At 56.2% G+C, this 24,707-nt stretch carries 17 protein-coding genes and 1 tRNA gene; 7 read left to right on the top strand and 11 right to left on the bottom strand.

Annotated features, from left to right (window positions below):
• Positions 1 to 39: 39 nt before the first annotated feature.
• The 3 genes from Fuma_RS33495 to Fuma_RS33485 all read right to left on the bottom strand — a co-directional run bounded on the left by Fuma_RS33495 (position 40) and on the right by Fuma_RS33485 (position 3,159).
• The gene (locus tag Fuma_RS33495) at positions 40 to 1,359 is read right to left on the bottom strand and encodes an amidohydrolase family protein (protein ID WP_077028716.1); all 1,320 of its coding nucleotides are present in this window, start codon (positions 1,357 to 1,359) and stop codon (positions 40 to 42) included.
• 255 nt (positions 1,360 to 1,614) lie between these two features.
• The gene (locus Fuma_RS33490) at positions 1,615 to 2,568 is read right to left on the bottom strand and encodes a threonine/serine dehydratase family protein (protein ID WP_077027952.1); all 954 of its coding nucleotides are present in this window, start codon (positions 2,566 to 2,568) and stop codon (positions 1,615 to 1,617) included.
• A gap of 507 nt (positions 2,569 to 3,075) precedes the next feature.
• Positions 3,076 to 3,159 (bottom strand) — tRNA-Leu (locus tag Fuma_RS33485).
• 505 nt (positions 3,160 to 3,664) lie between these two features.
• On the opposite strand from Fuma_RS33485, the gene Fuma_RS36520 reads away from it, so the two are divergent.
• On the top strand, positions 3,665 to 4,840 hold the full coding sequence (locus Fuma_RS36520) for a hypothetical protein (protein ID WP_077027950.1): 1,176 nt from the start codon (positions 3,665 to 3,667) through the stop codon (positions 4,838 to 4,840).
• 69 nt (positions 4,841 to 4,909) lie between these two features.
• Here the strand turns inward: Fuma_RS36520 and Fuma_RS33470 are convergent, their stop codons facing one another.
• Both Fuma_RS33470 and Fuma_RS33465 read right to left on the bottom strand, forming a co-directional pair.
• Positions 4,910 to 5,929 (bottom strand): 2-oxoacid:ferredoxin oxidoreductase subunit beta, encoded by a 1,020-nt coding sequence (locus tag Fuma_RS33470; protein ID WP_077027949.1) that lies wholly within the window; start codon positions 5,927 to 5,929, stop codon positions 4,910 to 4,912.
• Positions 5,930 to 6,054: 125 nt separating this feature from the next.
• Positions 6,055 to 7,926, bottom strand: coding sequence for a 2-oxoacid:acceptor oxidoreductase subunit alpha (locus Fuma_RS33465; RefSeq protein WP_077027948.1), 1,872 nt, complete (start codon positions 7,924 to 7,926; stop codon positions 6,055 to 6,057).
• Between the two features lie 522 nt (positions 7,927 to 8,448).
• Here Fuma_RS33465 and Fuma_RS33460 point away from each other — a divergent pair.
• The 6 genes from Fuma_RS33460 to Fuma_RS33430 all read left to right on the top strand — a co-directional run bounded on the left by Fuma_RS33460 (position 8,449) and on the right by Fuma_RS33430 (position 14,857).
• Positions 8,449 to 9,705: a PQQ-binding-like beta-propeller repeat protein gene (locus Fuma_RS33460; protein WP_077027947.1), complete on the top strand. Its 1,257-nt coding sequence runs from the start codon at positions 8,449 to 8,451 to the stop codon at positions 9,703 to 9,705.
• Positions 9,706 to 9,874: 169 nt separating this feature from the next.
• Positions 9,875 to 11,335: an MFS transporter gene (locus Fuma_RS33455; RefSeq protein WP_077027946.1), complete on the top strand. Its 1,461-nt coding sequence runs from the start codon at positions 9,875 to 9,877 to the stop codon at positions 11,333 to 11,335.
• Between the two features lie 6 nt (positions 11,336 to 11,341).
• Entirely contained in the window at positions 11,342 to 11,920 is a 579-nt protein-coding gene (locus Fuma_RS33450; RefSeq protein ID WP_077027945.1) for a hypothetical protein, read from the top strand.
• 331 nt (positions 11,921 to 12,251) lie between these two features.
• Entirely contained in the window at positions 12,252 to 12,563 is a 312-nt protein-coding gene (locus tag Fuma_RS33440) for a hypothetical protein (RefSeq protein WP_077027943.1), read from the top strand.
• Complete coding sequence (locus Fuma_RS33435; RefSeq protein WP_077027942.1) at positions 12,560 to 14,053, top strand: radical SAM protein; 1,494 nt, start codon at positions 12,560 to 12,562, stop codon at positions 14,051 to 14,053. Before Fuma_RS33440 ends, Fuma_RS33435 begins: the two co-directional genes overlap by 4 nt.
• A gap of 87 nt (positions 14,054 to 14,140) precedes the next feature.
• Complete coding sequence (locus tag Fuma_RS33430; protein WP_077027941.1) at positions 14,141 to 14,857, top strand: prolipoprotein diacylglyceryl transferase; 717 nt, start codon at positions 14,141 to 14,143, stop codon at positions 14,855 to 14,857.
• Positions 14,858 to 14,911: 54 nt separating this feature from the next.
• Here Fuma_RS33430 and Fuma_RS33425 read toward each other — a convergent pair whose 3' ends face one another.
• The 6 genes from Fuma_RS33425 to Fuma_RS33400 form a co-directional block, all read right to left on the bottom strand.
• Entirely contained in the window at positions 14,912 to 16,609 is a 1,698-nt protein-coding gene (locus Fuma_RS33425) for an alkaline phosphatase D family protein (protein WP_077027940.1), read from the bottom strand.
• A gap of 106 nt (positions 16,610 to 16,715) precedes the next feature.
• A complete protein-coding gene (locus Fuma_RS33420) occupies positions 16,716 to 17,486 on the bottom strand; it encodes a hypothetical protein (protein WP_077027939.1) in 771 nt (256 codons plus the stop codon).
• 76 nt (positions 17,487 to 17,562) lie between these two features.
• On the bottom strand, positions 17,563 to 21,219 hold the full coding sequence (gene dnaE / locus Fuma_RS33415) for a DNA polymerase III subunit alpha (protein WP_077027938.1): 3,657 nt from the start codon (positions 21,217 to 21,219) through the stop codon (positions 17,563 to 17,565).
• A gap of 349 nt (positions 21,220 to 21,568) precedes the next feature.
• On the bottom strand, positions 21,569 to 22,774 hold the full coding sequence (dcm, locus tag Fuma_RS33410; protein ID WP_077027937.1) for a DNA (cytosine-5-)-methyltransferase: 1,206 nt from the start codon (positions 22,772 to 22,774) through the stop codon (positions 21,569 to 21,571).
• A gap of 70 nt (positions 22,775 to 22,844) precedes the next feature.
• Positions 22,845 to 23,741 carry a phosphatidate cytidylyltransferase gene (locus Fuma_RS33405; protein WP_077028715.1) on the bottom strand — a complete coding sequence of 299 codons (897 nt, stop codon included), beginning with the start codon at positions 23,739 to 23,741 and terminating at the stop codon, positions 22,845 to 22,847.
• Between the two features lie 121 nt (positions 23,742 to 23,862).
• Complete coding sequence (locus Fuma_RS33400) at positions 23,863 to 24,654, bottom strand: isoprenyl transferase (RefSeq protein WP_229360801.1); 792 nt, start codon at positions 24,652 to 24,654, stop codon at positions 23,863 to 23,865.
• Positions 24,655 to 24,707 lie beyond the last annotated feature (53 nt).

The raw sequence follows: 24,707 nt of genomic DNA, 5'->3' as shown, positions 1-24,707 counted from the left end.
ACCTGCGCAAAGACTGCGACAGTTCACTACCGCTGATCGTTAGTTCTCTTGTCCTTTGACCCAGTTGCCGCCGAGCATCACGTGCGTGACTTTGTCCAGGTCTTTGATGTTCTTGTCAGGGAAGCCATCAATCAGAATGAGGTCAGCCGTTTTTCCGGCAGCAACCGTGCCCAGACGATCTTGCGCGCCGAAGAACTCACTGTTCACCTTGGTAGCAGCCGTGATGACTTCGAGCGGCGTCATCCCCGCCTCGACCATCAACTCCACTTCCCGAAGATAGGCTTTGCCCCTGTCTGCGAACGGCGCGGAAGTGTGTGATCCGACGACGATCTTTGCCCCGTGGCGATGACAATGCCCAACGAAGTCGAGCATGTTTGCGAATGCTGATGCGGTCACCGGGGTTGCCTCCTTCTCTCCCACTCGCGCCTCGAAAATCGCGAGCGTGGGAGAGACAAAAGTGCCCTGTTTGACGATTTGATCCAGCAACGGTCGAAGCCGCGGATTGTTCTCCAGTTCAATACCGCTCCATAACCGAGGACGCCATTCACGTCGCGCGTTGGAATCACTTCCGACAACTTGCTCGAACACTTCTGCCTGCTTTGGGTCAGCCAAGGCTGTTCCGAACGACGTGATATGCTCGATCCCGTCAACACCCGCCTCAATCGCCGCATCCGCCCTGACTAGTTCCAGGTGAGCCGTGACGGGGACGCCGTGTCGGTCCGCTGCTGCACATGCAGCGGCGATATGCTCAGCTGGCAATCGCATATAGATCTTGATCCCTGAAGCTCCCCGCGCGACGTGGGCATCAACCGCCTCAGTTGCTTGTTTGGCTGTTCCAATGACGGCGGCCTGGTCCGGCCAGGCAGGCGGAGCGGCGTCCAGGTGCCCGCCGCAAAGGAAGATGCGTGGAACGGTCAATTCGTTGCCGTTTAGCCAGCGATAAAACTTGAATGGGTGCCCGGGATCTCGGAACGACGTGATGCCGTTGTCGAGTTCGTATTCGATCGGCCGCTTGGCTGTGTCCTGCGAGTGGAAGTGAGAATCGAACAGACCGGGCAACAGCGACTTCCCGCCTGCATCAAATCGAATCGCACCCGTTGGAATCTGAGCTTCCGCCTGCGCGCCCGCAAAGATAATTTGGTCTCCCTTCACAATCACGCAGGCGTTCTCAACTGGGCTTCCACCGTGTCCGTCGATCAACCTCGCCCCAGTGATCGCGATCACTCGTGACTCCGGCGCGCCCTTAATCGGATTAACTTCGCGCAGTTGAACGGGTGAGCCGCTTTCGTCGCCGATAGCGTCCACACCGCTAACGAGCACAAATATGATTGTTGCCGCAAATCGTGCTATCGGATTCATTGCCGGTTTCTGTTGAAGTCTGCGTCGAAGTGTGACTGGTTCCGGGCCGTCAGCGAAGCGGACATTGCCCATCGTTTCCCTGCAGGTTGTACGCAGGCAGATTGTAGGACAATCAGGCAACTGAATTCATCTCATGACGTACAATTCGCACCGTCGCCACACAGTGGCTGAATTGCGATTGCACTGCCAACCACCACTGAAAGGCGTACGAGATTCTACTGATCCCTTGGAGTGCGATTCCTGAAACGATTGCCGTTAGACGTTCCCGCCGCACGCAATGACAACGACGTTTTTGCCTGCGTGGCGACTCGCAATTTTTCTTGCCGCTGCGTAGGCAACGCCGCCCGATGGTTCCAGAACCAGTTTCGCAGCGTAGGAAAGCTCTTCGGTCGCCTCAACGATGGCCTGTTCACTAACCAAAGTTAAGTCATCCATTAAAGACTGAATGATGGGAAATGTCAGTTCGCCGAGTGGCGTTCGCAAGCCGTCGGCGATGGTGTCATAGCGATTCGGCGGTTCGATTCTGCCCGATTGAAGGCTGCGATAGGCATCATCCGCGAACTCAGGCTCAGCACCAATGACCTGAACCTCCGGGCGCAACGATTTGATCGCAAGCAGAATTCCGGACATCATCCCACCGCCGCCCACCGGGACAACGATCAGATCGACGTCAGGCACCTGTTCCAGAATCTCCAGCCCCATCGTACCCTGCCCAGCAATGACATCCGCCTGATTGTAGGGATGAATAAAGTACGCGCCCGTCTCGGCCAGCAGCTCGTCTGCTTTAGCCTGCCGCGCGTCCGCCGTTGGGGCACAGAAAACAGGTTCGACTCCGTACGCTCGAACGTTGGCGATCTTGCCCGCCGCAGAATTCTCCGGCATCACGATGTACGCGGGCACACCACGAAGTGAAGCGGCCCGAGCAATCGCGGCCGCATGGTTGCCCGACGAGTGGGTCAGTACGCCTCGCGCGATGACATCAGGGGCGGCCGCAAAAACAGCATTGGTCGCTCCGCGGACTTTAAAAGCTCCGCACGGTTGTAGATTTTCCGCTTTGACATACAGCGAACAGCCAAGCTGCTGGCTCAGCCGTTCATTCAGAAAGCAGGGAGTTCGCTGCACCATCCCCTGAATCCGACCGGCCGCTTCACGCACAGATTCAAGATGACGAGCCGACAATTGAAAAGCAGGCGGAGCGTATTTATTCATAATGCAAAGTCTGGAACTAAAACGGACAGTTCAATTAACTTCTCTAAGCACCTGCAAGCAATATTGGTGGGACGACGATGTACAGGTTGGAATTATTTTGTGTATCGCCATCCTCTTCGGCGAACCCTGCATCAAGCAGGAAAGACGAAGCCACAAAAATTCTGCACTCGAACCGGAGCTGATTCCACGTAGCACGTCAGTTCGTAATTCTCCAAGCAGAAATTCACCGTGTGCCCAATAAGACTCAATCAGTCTTTGCCACCGGCAAGCTACTTGGCAGGATAATCGACAGTCTGAAAGGTACGAGCGAAGAACCAAAATTAAACTGCTGGTTGGGCGCCACCGCAGCAGCAGAAATGGGGGGACGAACTCTAACGGTCCCTCGAATAGAAATTTCGCGAATCAACTCACAACGAGCCGCTCCGCAATCTCTCAAGTCTGCTCAGGCTCATGAAAAAAGGCCCGGAAACGTCGTCAGAGACGGTTTTCCGGGCCTTTTCGTTGATGTCCGAGAGGGGGGAGTCGAACCCCCACGCCGTTACCGGCACAGGATCCTAAATCCAGCGCGTCTGCCAATTCCGCCACTCTCGGTTACGTGGCATCTGCGGACGATAGGGGAGAGGCCGAAATGCGACAAGCTCGCTACCGGAAGAACATTTGTTTTGCCAAAAATCGGCGATTACAGATCCCAAAATCGGCCGATGTTGCGGAATTATTGTCACGCGATCAGAAGGTACCCCTGTAGCACAGCCGGCACATGCACACTCGTTATTGCAGATTCAGTGTCGCAGAAGTCCGGGCAATTCTTTTTGTGCGTGCTGATCAGACCGACTGGACGGCACGCGGCACAACGCATCTAACTGCTGACTGCTGACTGCTGACCACTGACTGCTGACCACTGACCACTGACCACTGACCACTGACCACTGACCACTGACCACTGACCACTGACGAAGAATCAAAGGGCATTGAGCCGGATTGCTAAGTTGGATCTGCCTGATAGCGGAATTATCGTCGAGAATTCACCGGAATAAATTTCGCACGTGCGTTTCCAGCATGGTCAAGTCCTTAGTCCCCACCCAACGAAAGCTGAGCCATGAAACATCGCCGCCATTGCCTTTACACAATCTGCGCACTGTCCGTTTTCGTAACGCTGTGCGACACTTCAGCCGTGGACGCTCAGGAGGAGACGCAGGAGCGGGCAGCCATTCAGCCGGAGATGACTCTGCAGTTTTACGCATTGGGCGAACTTGTCATGCCGCCGCAGCAGTTTCCTTTCCGCAGCGTTTTGCCAACGACAGCCGCGACGGCCCATCCGGTTGGCGGATTTGGAGCGGGCGGGCTGGGTGGTGGTGGCTTTGGTGGCGGCGGAGGAGGCTTCCAAAGTATCCCGACAGCTCCGCAGTTTGGTGGCGGCGGAGGGCAGGGCTACTTCAGCATCCCAACGGCTCCGCAATTTGGTGGCGGCGGCGGTGGTCTTGGTGGCGGAGGGGCGGTTAACTTTGGGATTCAGCAGACTGATGTCTACGATTCCACCGACCAGCACGATGCGATCCTCGACCTGATCACTCAGCACGTGGATACGGATTCATGGGAAGACAATGGCGGCAAGGCAACAATTACCGCCGTCAATAATTCACTTCTGGTGAAACAGACGGCAGAGAATCACGCAGCCATCAAAGCGTTCCTGAAACAACTTGCAGACAGCACGGTTGGCGGCCAGCCGATGACGATCGAGCTGTGGTGGCTGCCGCTGAACGCGGGTGCCCAACGGAATCTGAACAAAGCACTCAACAGTAAAAACGCCGTTGCGGAACTCAGCGAATTGTGTGAATCAGTCGAAGGCTACCACGGCACGTTGAAGGGACGAAACCGAGTGACGGGCAATCTGTGCTCCGGCCATCGCATGCCATTCATCGCCGGGCGAGTTCCCGTGGTCGGCAACAATGCGATGGGAACTCAGCCGATCATGAACCAGCTCAACATCGGCATCATGGCTCAGGTCACGCCGCGACTGCAGGAAGACTGGCAGGGTGACGGTGTCACGATCGCTCTGCAAACGGCGATCACCACCATGAAGGACTTTGAACCGGCCCATAACAGCGACGACGACGTGGATCGTTTTCAGCTTGGCAATCAGGGTCTGGAAACCAGCGCCGTGTGTGAGTTTGATAAGCCGGTTGTGGCGGGCAGCCTGTCAGCCGTCGGACTGTTTCCCAGCGAAGACGAAGAAGATCGCGAACTGATCGTGGTGGTCCGCGTAACTCGTTAGACCAAAAAACAAAAAAGCCCGGCTATCCAGAGGTAGCCGGGCTTCTGTTGGGCGTTCTTGTCACCAGCGTTATTCCACGACCCATGTATCGCCGCTGTTGAAGAGCTTTTCGAGGTCGCCTTCGCCAAGAGTTTCTTTGGCGTGATCGACCTGCTTACGAACTTCTTCATCGTAGACCGGGCGAGACACGTTTCGGAGCACGCCGAGCGGTTCCGGGAACAGTGGGTGCCGCATTTGAGCCAGCAGGAAGGCCAAGCTGGGGTCTTCCGCTTTCTCGTCGTGGAACAGCAAATCGTCTTCTGAGATGCCGCTGCTAAGTTCAACAACTTCCGGACGACCGTGAGCGTTCAGGCGGACTCCTTTGTCCTTTTCCTTGCCAAAAATCAGCGGCTTGCCGTGTTCTAGGTAGACGATGTTCTCTTCCTTTTCGCCTTTCTTGGACGCGTAATAGAACGCTCCGGAATTGAAGACGTTGCAGTCCTGGTAAACTTCCACAAACGACGTGCCTTTGTGGTTGGCCGCGCGGCGGAGCGTATCTGCGAGGTGCTTGGTGTCCACATCGACGGACCGAGCGACGAAGCTGGCTTCGCATCCGATCGCCACTGATAATGGATTCAGCGGATTATCCAGCGATCCGTACGGAGTGCTTTTCGTTTTTGCACCCAGCGGGCTGGTGGGCGAGTACTGTCCCTTTGTCAGACCGTAGATCTGGTTGTTGAACAGAATAATATTGATGTCCAGGTTACGCCGAATCGCGTGCATCAGGTGATTGCCGCCGATCGATAGAGCATCGCCGTCACCGGTGATCACCCACACCTGCAAATCTGGATTCGAGAGCTTCACTCCGGTCGCCACAGCGGGGGCTCGCCCATGAATACTGTGAAAGCCGTAAGTGTCCATGTAGTACGGAAAGCGACTGGAACAGCCGATGCCGGACACAAAGCAGAACTGCTCCTTCGGCAACCCCAACTCCGGCAGGACCTTTTTCATCTGAGCCAGAATTGAATAGTCGCCGCAGCGCGGACACCAGCGAATTTCCTGATCGCTGGCGAAGTCTTTAGCTGTAAGCTGAGGCAGTAATGTTGACATTGGAATCATCCTTTGCGGGTTAGCTCACACCTGTTCGACGCGGGTGTGAGCTGATATTTTGGATGGATCGTGGAATGTGTGTTGACCTTCGAGTGATCGCACAATCCCAAGTGACACGCGACTTGCTAGCCCTTCAAAACCTCGTTGATCTTATTGTAGATTTCAACGACCTTAAACGGCTTGCCCTGAATCTTGTTGAACGACACGGCATCCACCAGGTACGTGGAACGGATGACCAGGGAAAGCTGGCCGAGGTTCAGTTCCGGAATCAGCACCTTCTTGAAGCTGCCGATAAGTTTGCCAAGGTTGCGAGGAAACGGATTCAGGTAACGCAGGTGAGCGTGAGTCACAGCCTTGCCGTCCTGTTGAGCCTGTCGAACGGCGGTTCGCACCGAACCGTAAGTTCCGCCCCAACTCAGAACAAGCAGATCACCGGCTTCCTCGCCATCAACTTCCTGCTCCGGAATAAACTCCGCAATGCCCGCGATCTTTCGGGCTCGCGTATCCGACATGTGTTGATGGTTTGACGGACTGTATTCAACGTTGCCCGTGACGTCTCGTTTTTCAAGCCCGCCGAGTCGATGTTCCAGGCCAGGCGTGCCGGGCTTCGCCCATGGTCGCACCAATCGCTCATCGCGAAGGTACGGCATGTAGCCTTCGTCGGAGTTATGTTCCGTCGGTCGGTCGACAATGATCGGCTTGACGTCTTCCACCTTTGGAACGGGCCAGGGTTCTGCTCCGTTAGCGATGTATCCATCAGACAGCAAAATCACGGGCGTCATGAACTCCACTGCCATTCGCAATGCGTCCTGAATAGCCCAGAAACAGTCGCCCGGTGTTTGAGCGGCAATAATGGGCATCGGTGATTCACCGTTTCGGCCGAACAGCGCCAGCAGCAGATCGGACTGCTCAGTCTTCGTCGGCAACCCGGTACTCGGGCCACCACGTTGAACGTCGATGATGACCATCGGCAGTTCCGTGATCATCCCCAGCCCCATGGCTTCACCCTTCAGGCAAATCCCCGGACCACTGCTCGCGGTGATGGCCATCTGGCCGCCAAAGGCTGCGCCCACGGTCGCGGACATCGCAGCGATTTCATCTTCGGCCTGAAACGTGGTGACGCCGAAGTGCTTAAACTTGGAAAGGTCGTGCAGAATGTCGCTGGCAGGTGTAATTGGGTAGCCGGAAAACACTACTTCGGTGTTGGACAACCTTGCCGCAGTCGCGATGCCCATCGCCAAAGCTTCGTTGCCAGTGATCTTGCGATACTTGCCTGGTGCCAGTTTCGCTGGCGGAACTTCGTAGTGAACGGTGAATGCTTCGGTTGAGAAACCAAAGTTCGATCCGCCTTTCAGAGCACGCAGGTTCGCTTCGGCAATCTCAGGCTTTCGGCCGAACTTCGCGGTTACCCAATCTTCAGTCGGCTTCGGATCGCGATCGTACAGCCAGTAGACGAGGCCCAATGCAAAGAAGTTCTTGCAGCGATCGGCTTCTCGCTGCGACAGCCCCAGACCTTCGACCGAATCGCGAGTCAGTCGCGTCATAGGCACCTTGTGGACGCGAAAGGCGGCCAGTTCTTCGTCGCCATCCAGCGGATTCTTGTCGTAACCCGCCTTTTGCAGATTCGACTTTTCGAAGGCATCTTCGTTGACGATCAGCGTGCCGCCACGTTTTAGATCACCAATATTAGACTTCAACGCTGCCGGGTTCATCGCCACAAGCGTGTCGACTTCATCGCCAGGCGTGTAGATATCGCGACTGGAAAAGCAGATCTGAAAACCGCTGACACCCGCGATTGTCCCGGCGGGAGCTCGAATCTCGGCCGGGAAGTCGGGCAGCGTGCTTACGTCGTTGCCGAAGACAGCAGACACGTTTGTAAACTGCGTTCCGGCTAATTGCATGCCATCGCCGCTGTCGCCGCAGAAGCGAATTACAACAGTGTCGACGGATTCTTTGTGACGACTTTCAGCGGAATCAGGAGGGTCAGCAACTGACATGCGGGTAGCTCCGATTGCAATCTGCGAGATTAGGGCGGGTTTGCCGGTAAGGCTGTCTATTCGGTCGGCATTCTGACATTGTGAACTGCGAAAAAAAACCCTCAGAGAGTCGGGGATTCGCAATAAACCCCTGAGAACCTGAAGTTTTTCCCTCACGCAACAGGCCATTAAACTTCGAAACGGCATTGCTGGCGTGAATCGCAACCATGATTGATTATTCACGAACACAGGCTGCGTTTGTACCGTGAACTCCAAGAATCTCGCCGTCGAATGCCCGATCACACTTTTTGACCAGACGAAGACATTGGCTGCAGCTCACAACGGCGCAAAGGATGGCTGCCTTCAAAGATCGATCCGGCGACTTCAGCGATCGAGCATGTTAGCCGTCATCCGGAATGAGTTGCGAACCGGTTCGTGACTTGACTCGGCCGACGCACGCACGACACTCTGAAATCGGTAGGCGCGCGTTCGACCGCGCGTGATGGCTATTGTTCATTGCAATCGAATTGAAGCTTTAACGTCATGCGAATTTTTCTTCTTGCCGCCATCGGCTTTCTGGTTCTTCCGTCCGCCAGCATGGCTGCTGACTGGGCGAAATGGCGAGGACCGAACGGCAACCATGTCGCCCCGGCGGGCCAAAGCGTGCCGACAGAATGGAACAAAACGCAGAACGTCGTTTGGAAGGTTGAGGTTCCCGGGCGAGGGCACTCGTCTCCCACGGTGATCGGTGATTTGATCATCCTGACAAGTGCGGACGAGCAGAATCAGCAGCAAGGCGTGTTCGCGTTTGATAGAGCAACCGGAAAGCGGTTGTGGGGCACCGTCGTGAGCACAGGCGGATTCCCGAAGATCCATACCAAGAACACTCATGCATCATCCACCGCCTGCAGCGATGGGAAGCAAATCTACGCCACCTTCAACCATCACTACAAGATCCAGGCCGTCGCATTGGACATGTCCGGAAAGATCGTCTGGACGAAGGACGTGGGCCGTTTTGCTCCCGAAAAATACAAGTACGGATACGCCGCGTCGCCGACCCTGCACAATGACACGCTGATCATCGCAGCAGACTGTGACACCGAAGGATGGCTTAAATCACTGGACACGAAAACCGGCAATGTCGTGTGGCAGCAGCAGCGACCCAAGAAGCTAAACTGGGGCTCGCCGATCGTCGCCAATGTGTCCAACCGACTGCAGCTATTGCTGGGCGGTTGCGATCAGATCGCCTCTTACGATCCGGAAACCGGCAAGCCTTTGTGGGCCACGCCATGCCTGACCATGGCAACGGGCGGTACAGTCGTGTGGGATGAAGACACAGTGTACGGAAGCGGCGGGTTTCCAGACAAAGTCACCGTCGCGGTGAAAGCCGATGGCTCGGGCCAGATCCCGTGGGAAAACGGCGTGAAGTGCTACGAGCAGTCAATGCTGATTCACAACGATTACCTGTACGCGGTCGACGATGGCGGCGTCGCGTTCTGCTGGCACGCGAAGACTGGCCGCGAAATGTGGAAGGAACGTTTGCGAGGCCCCGTGTCGGCATCGCCGGTGCTTGTCGGCGACACGATCTACGCGTCCAACGAACGCGGAACCACGTTCGTCTTCAAAGCGAATCCGCAACGCTTCGAAGCTGTCGCTCGCAACCAACTCGGCACCGAATCCTTCGCCACGGCCACCGTGATCGACAGCCGCATCTACCTGCGAGTCGCCGACGGAGCAGGCCAGTCGCGCCGCGAAACGCTGTACGCCATCGGGAACGCTTCAGCGACCGACAGCCGCTAGCGTGCAACCACGGTGACGAGGCGAATCGGTTCTGTGGCAGTGCTTTGCGGAATCATCGCAAGGAATCGACGGAAGGCATGGCCTGAGATTTCGGTTCGCTCCTATTTCGGCGGCCTGCCGTTTAGACTGCGGCTTGGACATTGCCGAAACCTCCAGTCGAGAAACCTTCATGAGCCACGACGCCTCGTCAGACAGCCCCGATTCCGCTCCGGACGCCCCATCGAATATTGAGCCTTCGAATCTGAAATGGAACCAGGGCATCAGCAATTATCAGTGGCTGGTTTTGGTGATCGCATCGCTCGGCTGGGTCTTTGATGTGTTCGAAGGGCAAGTGTTCGTCGCCAGCATGAACGACGCGATGCCGCAGTTGCTGGGCACCAGTTCCGCAGACATTGACGATGCCACCAAAAAAGCGATCGCATCGTGGAACAACTACGCGATGGCATCGTTTCTGTTGGGCGGAGCGTTCGGCGGCATTCTGTTCGGCATGCTCAGCGACAAGATCGGTCGTTCCAAAACGATGATCTACACCATCCTGTTCTATTCCGTCTTCACATGCATAACCGCCTTTGCGAACGCTCCGTGGCAAATGGTCGCGCTGCGTTTTCTGGTGGCAATGGGAGTCGGCGGTGAATGGGCGGTCGCCAGCGCGATGGTGGCCGAAGTGATGCCGAAACGTTCTCGCCCGGTCATGGGTTCGATCTTTCATGCATCCAGCGTGTTCGGAACATTGATGGCCGTGGCCGTGGGTTATTTCATCATCAGTCGGCAAGTGATGGGCGACAACACGTGGCGATTGGGATTTTTGATTGGCGTCGTCCCAGCGCTGCTGACGGTATTCATTCGCTGGAAACTGCGAGAACCTGATCAATGGGTGCAGGCCCAGGAACGAGCCAAAACAGATGCGACTCAGAAAACAGGTTCGCTGTCCGCTTTGTTTCAGACGGCCTACCTGCGGAACACGATCGTCGCAGTGGCACTGGCAACGATTGGCCTGACCACATTTTGGGGCTGCCACATCTACGGCAAAGACACTCTGAAACGCCGCGCGGAACAACAGGTCCTGGTGGATGCTGGTCTGGCCGATGTCAATTGGGCGGCGGCTTCGGATGCCGAAAAAGGTCAGCGAACAGAAGCGCTGAAGGCCGAAAAGGACACCATCAAACAAGAAGAAATGATCGGCATGTTTCTGACGATGGTTCTCGGCGGCGGACTGGGTCTGGTGTTATTCGGTTCCATTTCTGATGTGCTCGGCCGCAAAGGAGCATTCGTGTTCTACCACCTGGGCGGCCTGATTTCCGCGATCTTGTTGTTCTACGTGCTGGCCCCCGGCGACTACTCTCGAGCGGTGCTGATGTTGTTCCTGCCAGTGTTCGGTTTTCTGACGTTGGGCATGCATGCCGGCTACGCGGTCTACTTTCCGGAATTGTTTCCGACGCGACTTCGAGGCACAGGCACCGGGTTCTGTTTCAACGCCGGTCGCATCGGTTCGGCGGCGGCAATTCTGGCGTCGGGACTGTTAAGCTGGACGCCGACTCAATCCTCAACGTATATGATTCCATTGTTCGGAGTCGGCGTTGTGGTGACGCTGCTGGCGAAAGAAACTCGCGGTGAAGAACTGCCGGAGTAACGCGACATGACAACTGACCAGGAAGAGAATCCGTATCTACCACCGGTGATGTCCGGCGAAGGGGTGTCGCCTACGGAGCCCCTGGCGTATCAGCCACCGGGCCCACTGCTGATTTTTGTTGTCGTCGTCGCGGCGATAATTGCGTCGGCAATTGCGTTCTTCTGCAGTTGCGTTGGGTTCCTGATGGTTGTCGACACCAGGCGAGGTGCCTATTTCGGCCCGGACTGGGTCATCCCCCTTTGCGGCGTGTTCGCGCTGGCGGCGTTCGCCCTCACCGTGCGATTGGGCCTGAAAATTACGCGTGGCCCGCGCATCACAGCAGGATCTGGCGATCGTGGGCGAGTGGTCCGGACGTGGGGCGGAATTTTCATGGCCGCCTTTCTGGTGGGCCTGACGGGCTTCGCGGTCTTAGCGGGATTCGGCCTTCGCATGGGCTTTCTGTCCGGCATTGTGACGGCCGCTGGGGTTGGAACGCTGGTCATCTGGCTGTCTCAAAAACGATGGTCAACGTCTGATCCCGAACCGCCACCGCAGATGGAGTCCTTCACAGCGAACGGTGACTCATCGCAGGCGTCTGATGAATGAGGGACGTTCAGGGTGAATGACGAAGCCTCGCAGAACCCGTATCGGCCGCCCGAGTCGCGCGACACTCCCGACGTGAACACGCCGGGGCCGGCCGCGATGATGCTGGTCGGGTTTGCGTCGGTCGCGGCTGGTATATTCGCTTTCTTCGGGACATGCTACGGCGTTATGATTGGCATATACGCAGCGGGACGTAGCCAGTCAGCATGGGCCTCCATCATCTTGGCAGCGCTAGGAATACTCCTTCCAATCCCAGCCACCTTTTTTGCAACGCGGTATGTGAGACGTACTTTGACGGCGCGATTCACGGAGCGGGACGACGGAAGCAAAAGTGATGATTGAAACGCCCCAAAATCCATACGAAAGTCCGACAGTATTCGGTATCTTCATTTTGTCACTGATTGCTGCGTGCGGCACGTTCTTTGTTACCTGCGTGGGTTCGCTCTTCGTTGTCGGTCCTATTCTGCAGGCGATCGGCGTATTTGGTGACGGAAACACTGCCGCGCTCCAAATTACGTTCATTGCATGCGCAATCGCGGCTATTGTGGCAGCAGTTCGGGTCTTTCGATGGCGCTATCGAGAAGAAACAGTTTCCGATACGGCATTCAAAGCTGCGGCTCGCTCAAGGCAAAGAAATAACCAATGATTACATACCACGACTACACGTTTCTCGGCACGACTCAGAGCCTATGCCCGGATTGCCTGGCGTTGGTTCCAGCGAAGATCGTGTCGCGGAACGGGCGAGTTTACTTTCGCAAACGCTGCCCCGTGCATGGTGAACGCGAAGACTTTGTGTGCGGCGATGTGAACTGGTTTGATCGCAACAGCTACAGTCTGCCGGGCAAGGTGCCGGTGAGCTTCGGAGCGGACCCGGATCGTGGCTGTCCGTACGATTGTGGACTCTGCACCGAACACGAACAACACACTTGCATCGGGCTGCTGGAGATTACGTCGAACTGCAATCTGGAATGTCCGATGTGCTTCGCGGTGAGTGGCCCCGGCGGAAAGCATCTGACGTTTGACGAATTTAAAGCGGCCATCGACCGGCTGGTGGAAGTCGAAGGTCAGCCGGAAATTCTGCAGCTATCCGGCGGCGAACCCACCGTGCATCCGGAATTCCACCACATTCATCAATATGCCTGTGAGCAGCCAATCGATATTGTGATGATAAATACCAACGGCGTGCGGCTGGCGAAGGATGATGCGTTTCTCGACAAGGTGGCATCGCTAAAACACCGGACAGAAATCTATTTGCAGTTTGACGGCTTCAGCGACAGCGGCTACGAAATCCTGCGTGGCGAATCGTTGCTGGAAACAAAATTGCGGGCCGTCGAACGACTCGGGGAAGCCGGACTGAACACGATTCTGGTTTGCACCGTCCAGCCAGGTGTGAACGATCAGGAACTAGGTCAGATCGTATCGTTCGGAATGCAGCGGCCGTGGGTCACAGGAGTCAGCTTTCAGCCCGCAACCTATTCCGGCCGCTATGTTTTGCCTGAGGAACTCGAACAGCGAATCACGTTTCCCGAAATCATCCAAGGCATCGTTCGCCAAACGGACGACGTCTGGCGTGAGACCGATTTCTCGCCGCTCCCATGTGCTCACCCGAACGCTCACACGCTGGCCTATGCATTCCGTGACGGCGAACGAATGCTGCCGCTGGCTCGGTTTGTCGATCTGGAAAATCATCTGGACCTGCTGTCGGGTCGGATCACCTTTAACCGTCAGCGGGCTCAGGAATTGATCGCCGAATACCTGTCGCGACAACCATCCGGAGCGGGCGGGTGTGGGGACGGTAAAGCGGTGAATGGCGAGCGATCAGACGAGGGTCAGCGGATTCTGGAAGTTCTGGAGGCGTCGTCCAAAGACGTGCAGGAACTGGCGCAGCAGTTCTTTGTTAAAGCGATGACTCAGCAGTTGAACCCCAGCGACATGTTTCGCATCACGACGACATCGTTCATGGACGCCTACAACTTTGATGTTCGGCAACTGATGAAGTCGTGTGTTCATTTCATTCTGCCGTCGGGACACCTGATTCCGTTTTCGGCCTACAACGTTCTTTACCGCGATGGACACGTTCCGCTGCCGCCGCTAACGACCGCCGTCGAAGCCACGTGCTACAGCGAATTTCGCTAACTGGTGGCCGCGGAGCATCCGGTTCGAACTATGGCGTCTGTTTCCCACGAGCCCAAACCGGCCAGAACAAAAAAGTAAAATGCTACAATGGGCGGAACTCTGCCACACCTTTATCCGCTGGTCATGCTGGTGGCGGTCGGCACCGGAGCGTTTCTGAGTCGCCGCTACAAGGCGTCACTGCCGATCGATACGTTCGCAAAATGCTGGATCGGCCTGTGCGCATTCACGGCTGCGATCCTGACAGCAAAACTGCCGTTTCTGATGCCTGGTCTTCCGGGCTTCCATGCCGCCGATGGAATTTTGATCGGCGGCAAGACGATTCTGTTCGGCATGGTAGGCGGCTACGCGGGTGTCGAATGGGCCAAGCACAGCATCGGTCTTAAAATCAAAACGGGAGACACTTTCGTCGTGCCGATTGCCGCGTCGATTGCGATTGGACGCCTTGCCTGTTTTTGTGGAGGCTGTTGCTACGGAACGCCGACTTCTGTGCCATGGGCCGTCACCTTTCCGAACATCGATCAACTAGCGCGGCACCCGACTCAGTTGTACGAATCCGCTTTCCACCTAACCGCTGCGTTCGTCGCCGCGTGGATGATTCGACGTGGCCTGTTGAAAGGGCAGCTGATTAAGCTGTATTTCCTGACCTATTTCGGCTACCGATTCTTTACCGAATTCATCCGCCCGGAAGCCGAAGTGGTGGGCGGCCTGACCGCCTACCAGTGGTCCGCGATCGTTTTCAGTGGAGTGTTCGTTTGGCTGTGGCGGCGCGATGCGAAATCATTTCGGGCGAACGCTGCCGCGTGACAATCAGTGCCGAAGCAAACCGCCACGAACGTCAAAACACGAACGACGGTTGAATCAATCGAAGGCCAGTTCGCTACGTTTCACAGTGATGGAATGAGGCTTCTCGCCATTGATGTTGACGACTTCATACTTCACCTGCGGATCGTCAACCGTGGTATCAAACGTCACCAGACCGAACGACTGCAGTTTGTTATAGCTAAAGATCGCTCCAGCTTTTTCCATGGTCGGGTGCACGTGCTGATTGGTCAGCCGCGACGAGTTGAATTCGTACAGACCATAACCGTTTTCGCGTTCGATCTTCCAACAGTCAGACCGATGCCGATCCGCCGACATCAGCAACACGCCTTCGATCTTCTGATCTTCGATGAAGGTCAGGATCTCTTCGTGTTCCTGCTTGTAGCCGTTCCACGTATCCTTGCTGTCGCCTTTGGTGCGAAAATCCCACGGCACTGACGAACACAGAAACTTAAACGTGCCCTTCGCATCCGCCAGTTGTTCCTTCAGCCACTTCTTCTGCACCGCACCGAGCATCGACCGGTCCTTGCCCTTCGGCGCGGTGCGGTAGTAGCGGCAGTCGAGCATGATGAAATCGACATCGCCGATTTGGAAGCTGTACCAGCAGCCGGGCTGAGCATCTCCGCCACCGTAACCGGGGTTGGCCCAATTCTGGCGGAAGATGGGAAACACCCAGTCCTTTTTCCAGAACGGTACGTCGATGTCCGCTCCACCCCAGCTATCGTTGGTGCTGAAGTCGTGATCGTCCCAGATGGTGAAGACGGGCGTTCGAGCCGTCAGTTTCCGCCATTCGGGCCGCGACTGACGACGCTGATAGGTGTATTGCTGCATCACGACGGATTCCGGATCGTCGATGTAGACGTTGTCGCCCAACAGCAGAATCGCGCGAGGATCGAAGCTGCCGATCGTATCCCACATGCGTTCGTTTTCAGGAACGTAGCCCGCTCCGCCGCCGAATGCGATTTTGAACTTTGATGCTTCGCCCTGCGGTGCGAACGTCCGAAACCGATGTCGCTTCATCGCGAACGCGGCAGGCTCGCCGTCGATACTGATCGCGTAGTTATATTCCGTGTTCGGCTTAAGACCTGTGACTTCCGCGACGGCAGTGAAGTCTTCATCCGCGGTCGCGACCGCAGTGGAACTCCGCGGGCCGTCCGGCGCCAGACCGCCCTGATCGACGGGCAGAATCTCACGCACGTGGACCACGACTTCGGAAGGATCGGCCGTTCGCACCCAAAAAGAGGCACTCGTGTCCGTCACGTTTCCCACCATCGGCCCATGCACGATCCGGCGAAACGAGCGCCCGCGGTGCTTTTCTATCAACCGTTCGAACAGATCCGTGTCGCGCAACGTTTTCATCACTTCGCGAGGCCCCGCGATCAACCTTCCTTCCGGCAGCCCTGCCGCCAGTGCCCGTTTCATGAAGTCTTCGGCCTTTGCGATGTTGTCTCGCTGCCCGTGCAAAATGCCGAGCATGTACAGCGTCTCCGCATCGCCCGGATGTGCGGCGAGGTACTGATCCAGGAAGGCTTCGGTCTTGTCGAGTTCCCCTCGCAGAATGAACCGCAGCGCTGATTGGTGGACTCGCTTGTACTGGTCTTCCTTCCGAAACGACATATCCGGCTTCGGCTTGCTCGCCCCGCCGAGGTCATAGTCCGGAATTTCCTGAGCATGGATGCCGGCGTGTGAAAGCAACAGAATTGCGAAGACGGCCGGACAGACAAGACAGAGTTTCATAGCTTCTCACCCAGACAATCGGACTTGAACCGTTGGCCCCAACGTCAGCGGCGAGCTGCTTCAGTGCCGTCTCGCCGTTATCGTCGAGCCCAACGAACGCTTCGCACTACCGAGCCTCATCGTTCTCGATCACACGGACACTCGGCGCCTCTTCATCGTCGAGCTCTACTTCATCTTCGTCGAAGTTGTGCTCATCGAAATCATCTGCGAATCCGAGTTCCCCGATATCGCTGAGGTTCGATACGTCGCCGCCGAGTCCGCCGAAACTCATCACAGTATCGTACCCATCCGGACCGCAGCTTTGTTCCAGCCGGCTGATGATCATTTGACACTCTTCGGCCGATTGATACGGGCCGTTGACAAATCGCGGCTTTCCGTCCACACCCATTTCGAAGGTCTCTCGTGCTGCCGCCGGATCAAGGTCTCCAAAAATTAGCCTGGCAGTGTGATAGTCGCGGTGCGGGTTAAGCCCCAGACTCTTCGCGTAGTTGACGCTGTCTTCAATCACGCGGCGAGCTGACTCGGCGTCGATCGGGCGCAGCCCCATTTCCTGCATCTTTTCAATCTGCTCGCGGCATTGGCTGCGGGTCACGATGTCACCGAACGCATCCTTGGCCCCCATGCAGTACCTGTCGATCAGAAACGCGGCAAAGGCGACTTCGCCAGACGCCAGTTGCCGACTAATGACAACATACCCCAGCCCCTCCGCTTCCAGAGCGTCGCCGACGTAACAGTCCAGAATTGGTGCCTTCGCATGTCGCTTCAGAAGCTCCGCCGGAGACGCATTCTTGAGACGCGTGACCTGGCGGTGCTTTTCGTTGCGCTTACGCTTTTTCTTTTCGAGCTGTTTTTTTCGCTTCACTTGCGACTTCGCCATCACTCACCTCCATGAGGTCAGAGTATTCCAACAACTTCGATGCTTGACGCTAGTTTGTATTGTCGGCGTCGCTTCGTCAACGCCCCGTAGAACCGCCGCCACCGTTGGACGACTTACCGGCCTTCAGTTCGTAGAAGTCCTCACCGATGGCATCTTTCAACGCCTGCTGGAATTCCGGCCCCACGGTCACCTGGCAATCTTTGCCTGTGGTCAGAATGTAGCGAATGCGATTGGAAGCATCGGTCGCCGTGGCTGTGTCAGCTTCAGCAACCGCCGTGCCGCCCTCTGCGGTCTGAGTTTCCAGTGTCGAGCTATTGCTGCTTCCATTTGCAGCTTCCGCCCCTGAATCAACGCTATCGACCACCAGAATCACATCGGTGGCGCCGGGAAACCGCCCCAGAACTTTTCGCACGTTCTCCACATCGTCCAGCGAATGCAGTCCGCGATCGAACTTAATCGCAACCTGAGTTGTGAACTCTTTATCCGCCTGATCGAGCGTCATGATGCGATTCGCCACGATGTTGGGCTCTCGCCCACGACGATCCACCTTCCCCTGCACGATTACGATATTTTCCGGCTTGATCAGTTCTTTAAACCGATCGTAATCCGACGGCCACGCAATGCAGCGAATGATGCCCGTCGCGTCTTCAAGGTCGAAGTTGGCATACTTATTCTGGCCGTTCGCGTTGGTCTTTTTCGCTGTCGCAATCTTGATCGAACCGACCATGCCGGCGATCGTCACAATCGCTCCGTCGTCCATGTCGGCGAGCTGCTTGTTTGTCGTTTGAGCGTACCTGCTGATGCGTTTGGAATGCTGAGCCAGTGGGTGCGACGTCAGGTAGAATCCAAGACAGTCTTTTTCGGCCTGCAGTTTCTGAGGCTTCGGCCAGTCGGGAACGTCCGGCAGATTGATGACGACTTCGCCGTCGGCACCGACTTCCTCTTCGTCGTCATCGCCGCCAAACAGGTTCATCTGACCGCTGGCCTTGTCTTTGGCCTTCTGCACGGCCGACTGGACCGCTCGTTCAACCACTTCTAACTGCTGAGCTCGATTGCCAGGCAGGTTATCCAACGCACCGACTTTGATCAGCACTTCCAACGCCGACTTATTCAGTGCTTTCGGATCGACTCGTTCTGCAAGATCAAAGATGTCTCGGAACGGACCGTTCTCCTGGCGTTCGGCAACCATCGCTTCCAAGGCGGCTTCGCCCACGCCTTTGATGGCCCCCATACCAAACGAAATTTTGTCGCCAACAACAGCGAACTCCACTTCCGACGTATTCACATCCGGAGGCAACACTTCGATGTTCTGGCGTCGCGAATCGTCGACGTGCTCCGCAATGCGTTCGCTGCTTTCCATCCCGCAGCTTAGCAGTGCCGCCATAAACTCGACCGGATAGTGAGCCTTCAGATATGCGGTTTCGTAAGCGATCAAACCGTAGGCCGTGGAATGCGATTTATTGAAACCGTACCCAGCGAAGGCAACGATCAGGTTCCACAATTCGTCGGCCAGTTTTGTAGAAATGCCGTTGGCTTCGGCACCCGCAATGTATTCGCCATGGAAACTGTCGATGATCGACTGTTTCTTCTTACTGATGGCCTTAATACATTTGTACGCACTGGCCAGTTCGACGTTGCCGACGCGGTTTAGAATCCGCATGACCTGTTCCTGGTACACCATCACGCCGTAGGTTTCTTCCAAAACCTCGTCGACTACTGGATGCACCTTACGCGGCTGCTTACGACCGTTTTTCACGTCGACGTATTCCATCACCATTCCGCCTTCCAGCGGGCCGGGACGATACAACGCAGACGTCGCGATGATGTCTTCAAAACAGTCGGGCTTCATCTTGGTCAGCAGGTCTCGCATCCCGCCAGACTCCAACTGAAACACGCCCTTGGTTTCGCCGCGTTGCAGCAACGCGAACGTCTTCTTGTCCTCCAGGTGCTCCTGAACATACTGCAACGTAAAGTCCGGGTGACTCCGCTGCACGTTCTTTACAGCTTTGTCCAGAATGGTCAGGTTTCTCAGACCCAAAAAGTCCATCTTCAGCAGGCCGATGTCTTCGATCGTCGGGCCGTCCCACTGAGTGATAATGTCCTTCTTGCCGGTAATCTTCTGCAGAGGAACGACCGTATCCAGCGGCACATCGGCCACAACAACGCCCGCTGCGTGAGTCCCCATACTGCGAGCCAGCCCCTCTACGGAAATGGCATAGTCAAGCAGTTCCTGAGCCACCGGATCGCCATCGTACGCAGCTTTCAGGTCGGGACTTTTTTCCAGAGCGTCTTTCAGCTTGATGTTCAGCTCATCAGGAATCATCTTCGCCAGCTCATTCACGCGCGGCAGCGGCACGTTGAGGGCTCGGCCAACATCGCGGATGGCATTCTTGGCCTTTAGCGTGCCGTACGTGCCGATCTGGGCGACGTTCATTTCGCCGTACGTCTCTTTGGTGTAGTCGATCACCATCTGACGACGATCGCGGCAGAAGTCGATATCGATATCGGGCGGTTCGTTACGGCTGGGGTCCAGAAATCGTTCGAACAGCAGGTCGTACTTCAAAGGACACACATCGCCCAGACGCAGCAGAAACGCGACGATGGCACCGCACGCGGAACCTCGGGCACCGCAGGGAATGCCATTCTTCCGAGCGAACTCAACAAAGTCCCACACGATCAAAAAGTAACTGGCGTAGCCTTTCTCTTCGATCACGCTGAGTTCGTACTTCAGCCGATCCCAATGAGCATCCGTCAGTTCGTCGCCGTAGCGTTCATACATGCGTTCATTGCAGAGTTCCTTCAGGTAGTCGATGTCCGTCTTGTTTTCGGGCGGCCGGAAAACGGGGTAAAGCTTGCGGTCGTGCAGTTCAATGTCGACTCGATCCGCGATGGTCTGCGACATCGATACGGCTTCTTCCAGCCCGCTGAACGTCGTATACATTTCTTCCGGACTGCAGATGTACAAGCCATCGTTGGACATCTTCATGCGGTTCGGATCGTCTTTGGTTGTGCGAGTGTTCACGCACAGCAAAACGTCCTGAACTTTCGCGTCGTCCCGAGTCAAATAGTGAGCGTCATTGGTGGCAACCAGAGGCAGGCCCATTTTGTTGGCAAGATCGACCGTGAGTTCCAGACACTGCTTCTGAATCTCAAAGCCCGCATCCTGGATTTCCATGTAAAAACGGTCGCCGAAGACTCGCGTGTACCATTCGCAAAGCTGTTTAGCTTCGTCATTTTTTTCCGCCAGCAGCATCTTCGAAAGTTCCGAAGACGCGCAGCCGGAAAGGCAAATGATGCCTTCGTTAAATTCTTCCAGAAGCTCCCTGTCAATACGCGGCTTGTAGTGGAAGCCTTCCAGGTACGCAGTCGACGCCATCTTGATCAGGTTGTCGAAACCCTTCTGGTTCATGGCCAGCAACGTTAAGTGGGACTGAGCCTCTTTTTGCCGAGTCGCGCTGCGGTCGGTGCGCCGCCCCGGAGCAACATAGGCTTCGTACCCGATGATGGGTTTAACGTCGCCTTTCTTGCACGTGTTGTAGAACTCCATGGCTCCGCCCAGGTTGCCATGGTCGGTCATGGCAATCGAATTCATGCCCAGCTTTTTGACCTGATTGACCAGCTCCGGAATCCGGTTGACCCCGTCCAGCAAACTAAAGTGCGTGTGACAGTGCAAATGAGCAAACGGCCGATTGCCGGACGGTGCTTCGGTGATGTCCGTATTGATGTCGATCATGAGGATCGGAGCTCCGTTAGAAAATCAGTGCAATTGAGTCGCAGGGGAGGGGGACCACGGAAGACGCAGAAAACACAGAAGAAAACCGCCGCAGTGCAGATCAGTTCCCCTCGCATTTCGTGCAAGCTGTGCGTCAGCAACGCCTCGAACGTCCCTGAGCCCCATCATATCGCGACGGTATCAAAGTACCACGAAGGGGCAGGGCCGCACGCACAGCATCGGCCCCAAATTCCGGGAAAAACAGTCAAACTTTTCCCCATCCGACGGGTCGGCGGCAAAGCGGCTTTTGACGGGCCAACGAATGGCGGCAGCCGCGATTTCGTTTAGCGGGATCAAGCTGCAGACGCGGTTATTTCTTCAGCAAACAGCCACTCTTGCTTTTCCGAAGCAGTTGCCATTTCATCACCTTCACGATCTCGGAACCGACGTGCTCAACAATCTTCGGCACTAAAGCGTTGCCGAATTGCTTGTAGGCCTGCATATCAGACACTTGAATGTCCAAGTGATCGGGAAAGCCCATCAACGCCCGACATTCACGCGGCGTCAGGCGACGCGGGTTCTTGCCGTCCTGAGCGATCAGGATTTCTGAGCCGTCTTTGTAGTACCGTGCGCTCAAAGTACGACTGACGCCGTCACGGTCTCCAATTCCGTATCCGAACCCGTTCCCTCGCTGCCTGTGCTTTTCTGCGTAGTCGACGAGGTATTTCCATAGGTTGTCGGTGAGCGTGTATTTGTCATCGACGCTGTCTTCCAGGATGGAGCCGAGTCTCGGACGCGGCCCGGACGGCGGCGCGGGGAACTGGAACTTCACGTTGCTGGTAAACACGGAACGCCGAAACCCTACGATAAAGATTCGCTCGCGATGTTGCGGCACATAATCGGCCGCGTCAATCACCTTATCGAAGACCTCATAGCCCAGTTCATCAAGCCGATCATAAATCGTCTTCCAAGTTTTCCCTTTGTCGTGCGACCGAAGGTTCTTTACGTTTTCCAGCAATATAATCGGCGGCTTCTTTGCATCGATGATGTTGGCGAGATGAAAAAACAGCGTGCCCTGGGTCTTGTCGAGGAAGCCGTGATTGCGCCCGAGACTATTCTTTTTGGAAACACCTGCGAGCGAAAACGGCTGGCACGGAAAACCGGCCGCAAGCACGTCATGCTGCGGAATATCGCGAATTTTCAGCTTGGTGATATCTTCCGCGATGTCGTTATCGCCAAACCAGGCGGAATACGTTTTCCGACAGTAGCGATCAAGTTCGCACGTAAAGACGCATTCACCGCCAACCGCAGTCAGGCCCAGACGCATGCCGCCGATACCGGCAAACAGGTCAACAAATTTGAATAGAGGCGGATCCTGTTCAATGTCCCCCTGATCGGACGGCATCCAATCTGCATCAGGAAACAAACTCGGCTGACGAACTTGCCGGCGTTGCCGATACGCGGTCTCCAGCGCAGAAAGAATTCGCTCGTTCTGGCTGACTCCGTCGTTGCGACCTTCGGCCAGCCAGTCTTTAATCTGCGGCGGTACATTTCTGACGATGATCTGAGCAGTCATGAGCCTACCTCTGGGAGAAAGTGATAGCATGATATCACTTTCTCCAAGCGTCGCAACGCATCCGGCCGCTTCACATCGCCGGTGGCCACAAAGCCCACCAGGCCAGAGCGACTGGCGCGGCAAAAAGCGGGCTGTCGAGCAGGTCCAACAGCCCGCCGAAGCCAGGTAGCAACTGGGCGGAATCCTTCTTTTCGCAATCGCGCTTGATCAGCGATTCGCACAAGTCACCAATCAGGCCGACGACACCCATGGTGGCTCCGTACGCGAAGACACATTCAAGGCTCGTGACAACGGGACTTGCAGCGAACAGCCGGCCGCCGAAAGAAAGCCACAGCCACGCGCCAAGGCAACTTCCGACGATGGCTCCCATACCGCCCATCCATGTTTTTCCGGGGCTGAGTGTCGGAACCATTTTTCGTTTGCCCCACAACCGACCGAACGTGTAGGCCATGACGTCGCCGCTCTTGACGGAAATGATCACGGATCCGATGGCGAAATAGCCGAGCGCCTCGCCTGGAAACCAGCGAAACTGAGCCAGCACGGCCAGAAGTCCGCCGGCATAGACGACGGTCAACAGATTGGCCGACAGTGATTCCATGGATTGGCCGGGCTTGCGGTACCGACAGGCTTCCAGCAGCAACAGCACCAGCAAAGAGGCGAACAGAGCAGCTGCAATTAGTCCCAGAGACACCAGCAAACCGAGTCGTCCGTCCGGCACGCCCGTCATTCTTGCATGCGCCCACGCCGCCAGAAGTACGGTCACGTTGCATGCGGCCGTGACCTCGAAAGACGGTCGGAAATTTCGAGTTTGCAGCAGGTGGCACATTTCGTAACTGCCGCGAATCGTCAGCAACAGCGCCATCACCAGCAACACGGGTGCTCCCTTGCCAAGGCTTGCATCCCAGCGGAAAAGCAGCAGCAGTGTTGGGATCAGAATGGCGGAAATCGTCAGACGCCAGCCCAGCATTTTCACTTACCTTGACTATTGAGGCCAGTGCCTCAGATCATTCGAGCTACCCTTCGGAAACGCTCCCGCAGGTCGCTCTGCAAATTTTCCTGAATGTAAAAAGCCACATCCGAACCGGCGTCTAGCTGCTATTCGACGCCGCCTGGTCACTGGACGGATTCAACCCACCAAACCGCCGGTCTCGAGCGGCAAAATCCTTCAGCGCCTGATGCAGCTGTTCTTCTCGAAAGTCCGGCCAGAAGCAGTCGGTGATCCAGATTTCAGAATAGCTGATCTGCCACAAAAGGTAGTTGCTGATGCGAAGTTGGTTGGCCGTACGAATCAGCAAGTCCGGATCGGGCATGCCGCTGGTCATCAGATGACTGGCCACCGTCTGCTCCGAAATTTCGTCCGGATGAATCTCGCCCTGCTGCACCTTCTCTGCGATCGCTCGAACGGCGTCCGTGATTTCCATGCGAGAACCATAGTTGACGGCCAGGCACAGCATCATGCCGTCGTTTTCCGCCGCCGATTCTTCTGTGATTCGAATTTCTTTCTGGATGGCAGGGTCGAGTTCATCGGTCCGGCCGATCACTCGAAACCGCAACCCCTGCTCGTTGATGCGCTTGCGTTCTTCAACCAGATAACGCCGCAGCAGACTCATTAACAGGCTGAGTTCCAGCTTGGGGCGCTTCCAGTTTTCACTGGAAAAGCAGTACAGCGTCAGTTGCTCGAGCCCCAATCGAGAGCATTCTTCCACGACGGCTCGCACAGAATTCACACCGCGTCGATGACCTTCAATGCGTGGCATTCCTCGCTGTTGAGCCCACCGCCCATTGCCGTCCATGATGATCGCAATATGCCGCGCCAGCCGATCGCGCGCAAGCCCCAGCGCTTCGAGTTGTGCGTCGGAATACGGCAGTTCACGAGACAAGTTCAGTGTGCTCCGGAAAAATCAGGCGGCGTGGCTGGCGGAACTCTAACGAA

This window comes from Fuerstiella marisgermanici (genome assembly GCF_001983935.1).
Lineage (GTDB): Bacteria > Planctomycetota > Planctomycetia > Planctomycetales > Planctomycetaceae > Fuerstiella > Fuerstiella marisgermanici.
Note: the sequence above shows the minus strand (reverse complement) of the source record. Positions and strands in the feature narration are given on the sequence as shown.

Excerpts from the sequence above, each read along its gene's own strand:
- Fuma_RS33495 (WP_077028716.1), bottom strand. The coding sequence starts at position 1,359 with ATGAATCCGATAGCACGATTTGCGGCAACAATCATATTTGTGCTCGTT.
- Fuma_RS33490 (WP_077027952.1), bottom strand. The coding sequence starts at position 2,568 with ATGAATAAATACGCTCCGCCTGCTTTTCAATTGTCGGCTCGTCATCTT.
- Fuma_RS36520 (WP_077027950.1), top strand. The coding sequence starts at position 3,665 with ATGAAACATCGCCGCCATTGCCTTTACACAATCTGCGCACTGTCCGTT.
- Fuma_RS33470 (WP_077027949.1), bottom strand. The coding sequence starts at position 5,929 with ATGTCAACATTACTGCCTCAGCTTACAGCTAAAGACTTCGCCAGCGAT.
- Fuma_RS33465 (WP_077027948.1), bottom strand. The coding sequence starts at position 7,926 with ATGTCAGTTGCTGACCCTCCTGATTCCGCTGAAAGTCGTCACAAAGAA.
- Fuma_RS33460 (WP_077027947.1), top strand. The coding sequence starts at position 8,449 with ATGCGAATTTTTCTTCTTGCCGCCATCGGCTTTCTGGTTCTTCCGTCC.
- Fuma_RS33455 (WP_077027946.1), top strand. The coding sequence starts at position 9,875 with ATGAGCCACGACGCCTCGTCAGACAGCCCCGATTCCGCTCCGGACGCC.
- Fuma_RS33450 (WP_077027945.1), top strand. The coding sequence starts at position 11,342 with ATGACAACTGACCAGGAAGAGAATCCGTATCTACCACCGGTGATGTCC.
- Fuma_RS33440 (WP_077027943.1), top strand. The coding sequence starts at position 12,252 with ATGATTGAAACGCCCCAAAATCCATACGAAAGTCCGACAGTATTCGGT.
- Fuma_RS33435 (WP_077027942.1), top strand. The coding sequence starts at position 12,560 with ATGATTACATACCACGACTACACGTTTCTCGGCACGACTCAGAGCCTA.
- Fuma_RS33430 (WP_077027941.1), top strand. The coding sequence starts at position 14,141 with ATGGGCGGAACTCTGCCACACCTTTATCCGCTGGTCATGCTGGTGGCG.
- Fuma_RS33425 (WP_077027940.1), bottom strand. The coding sequence starts at position 16,609 with ATGAAACTCTGTCTTGTCTGTCCGGCCGTCTTCGCAATTCTGTTGCTT.
- Fuma_RS33420 (WP_077027939.1), bottom strand. The coding sequence starts at position 17,486 with ATGGCGAAGTCGCAAGTGAAGCGAAAAAAACAGCTCGAAAAGAAAAAG.
- dnaE (WP_077027938.1), bottom strand. The coding sequence starts at position 21,219 with ATGATCGACATCAATACGGACATCACCGAAGCACCGTCCGGCAATCGG.
- dcm (WP_077027937.1), bottom strand. The coding sequence starts at position 22,774 with ATGACTGCTCAGATCATCGTCAGAAATGTACCGCCGCAGATTAAAGAC.
- Fuma_RS33405 (WP_077028715.1), bottom strand. The coding sequence starts at position 23,741 with ATGCTGGGCTGGCGTCTGACGATTTCCGCCATTCTGATCCCAACACTG.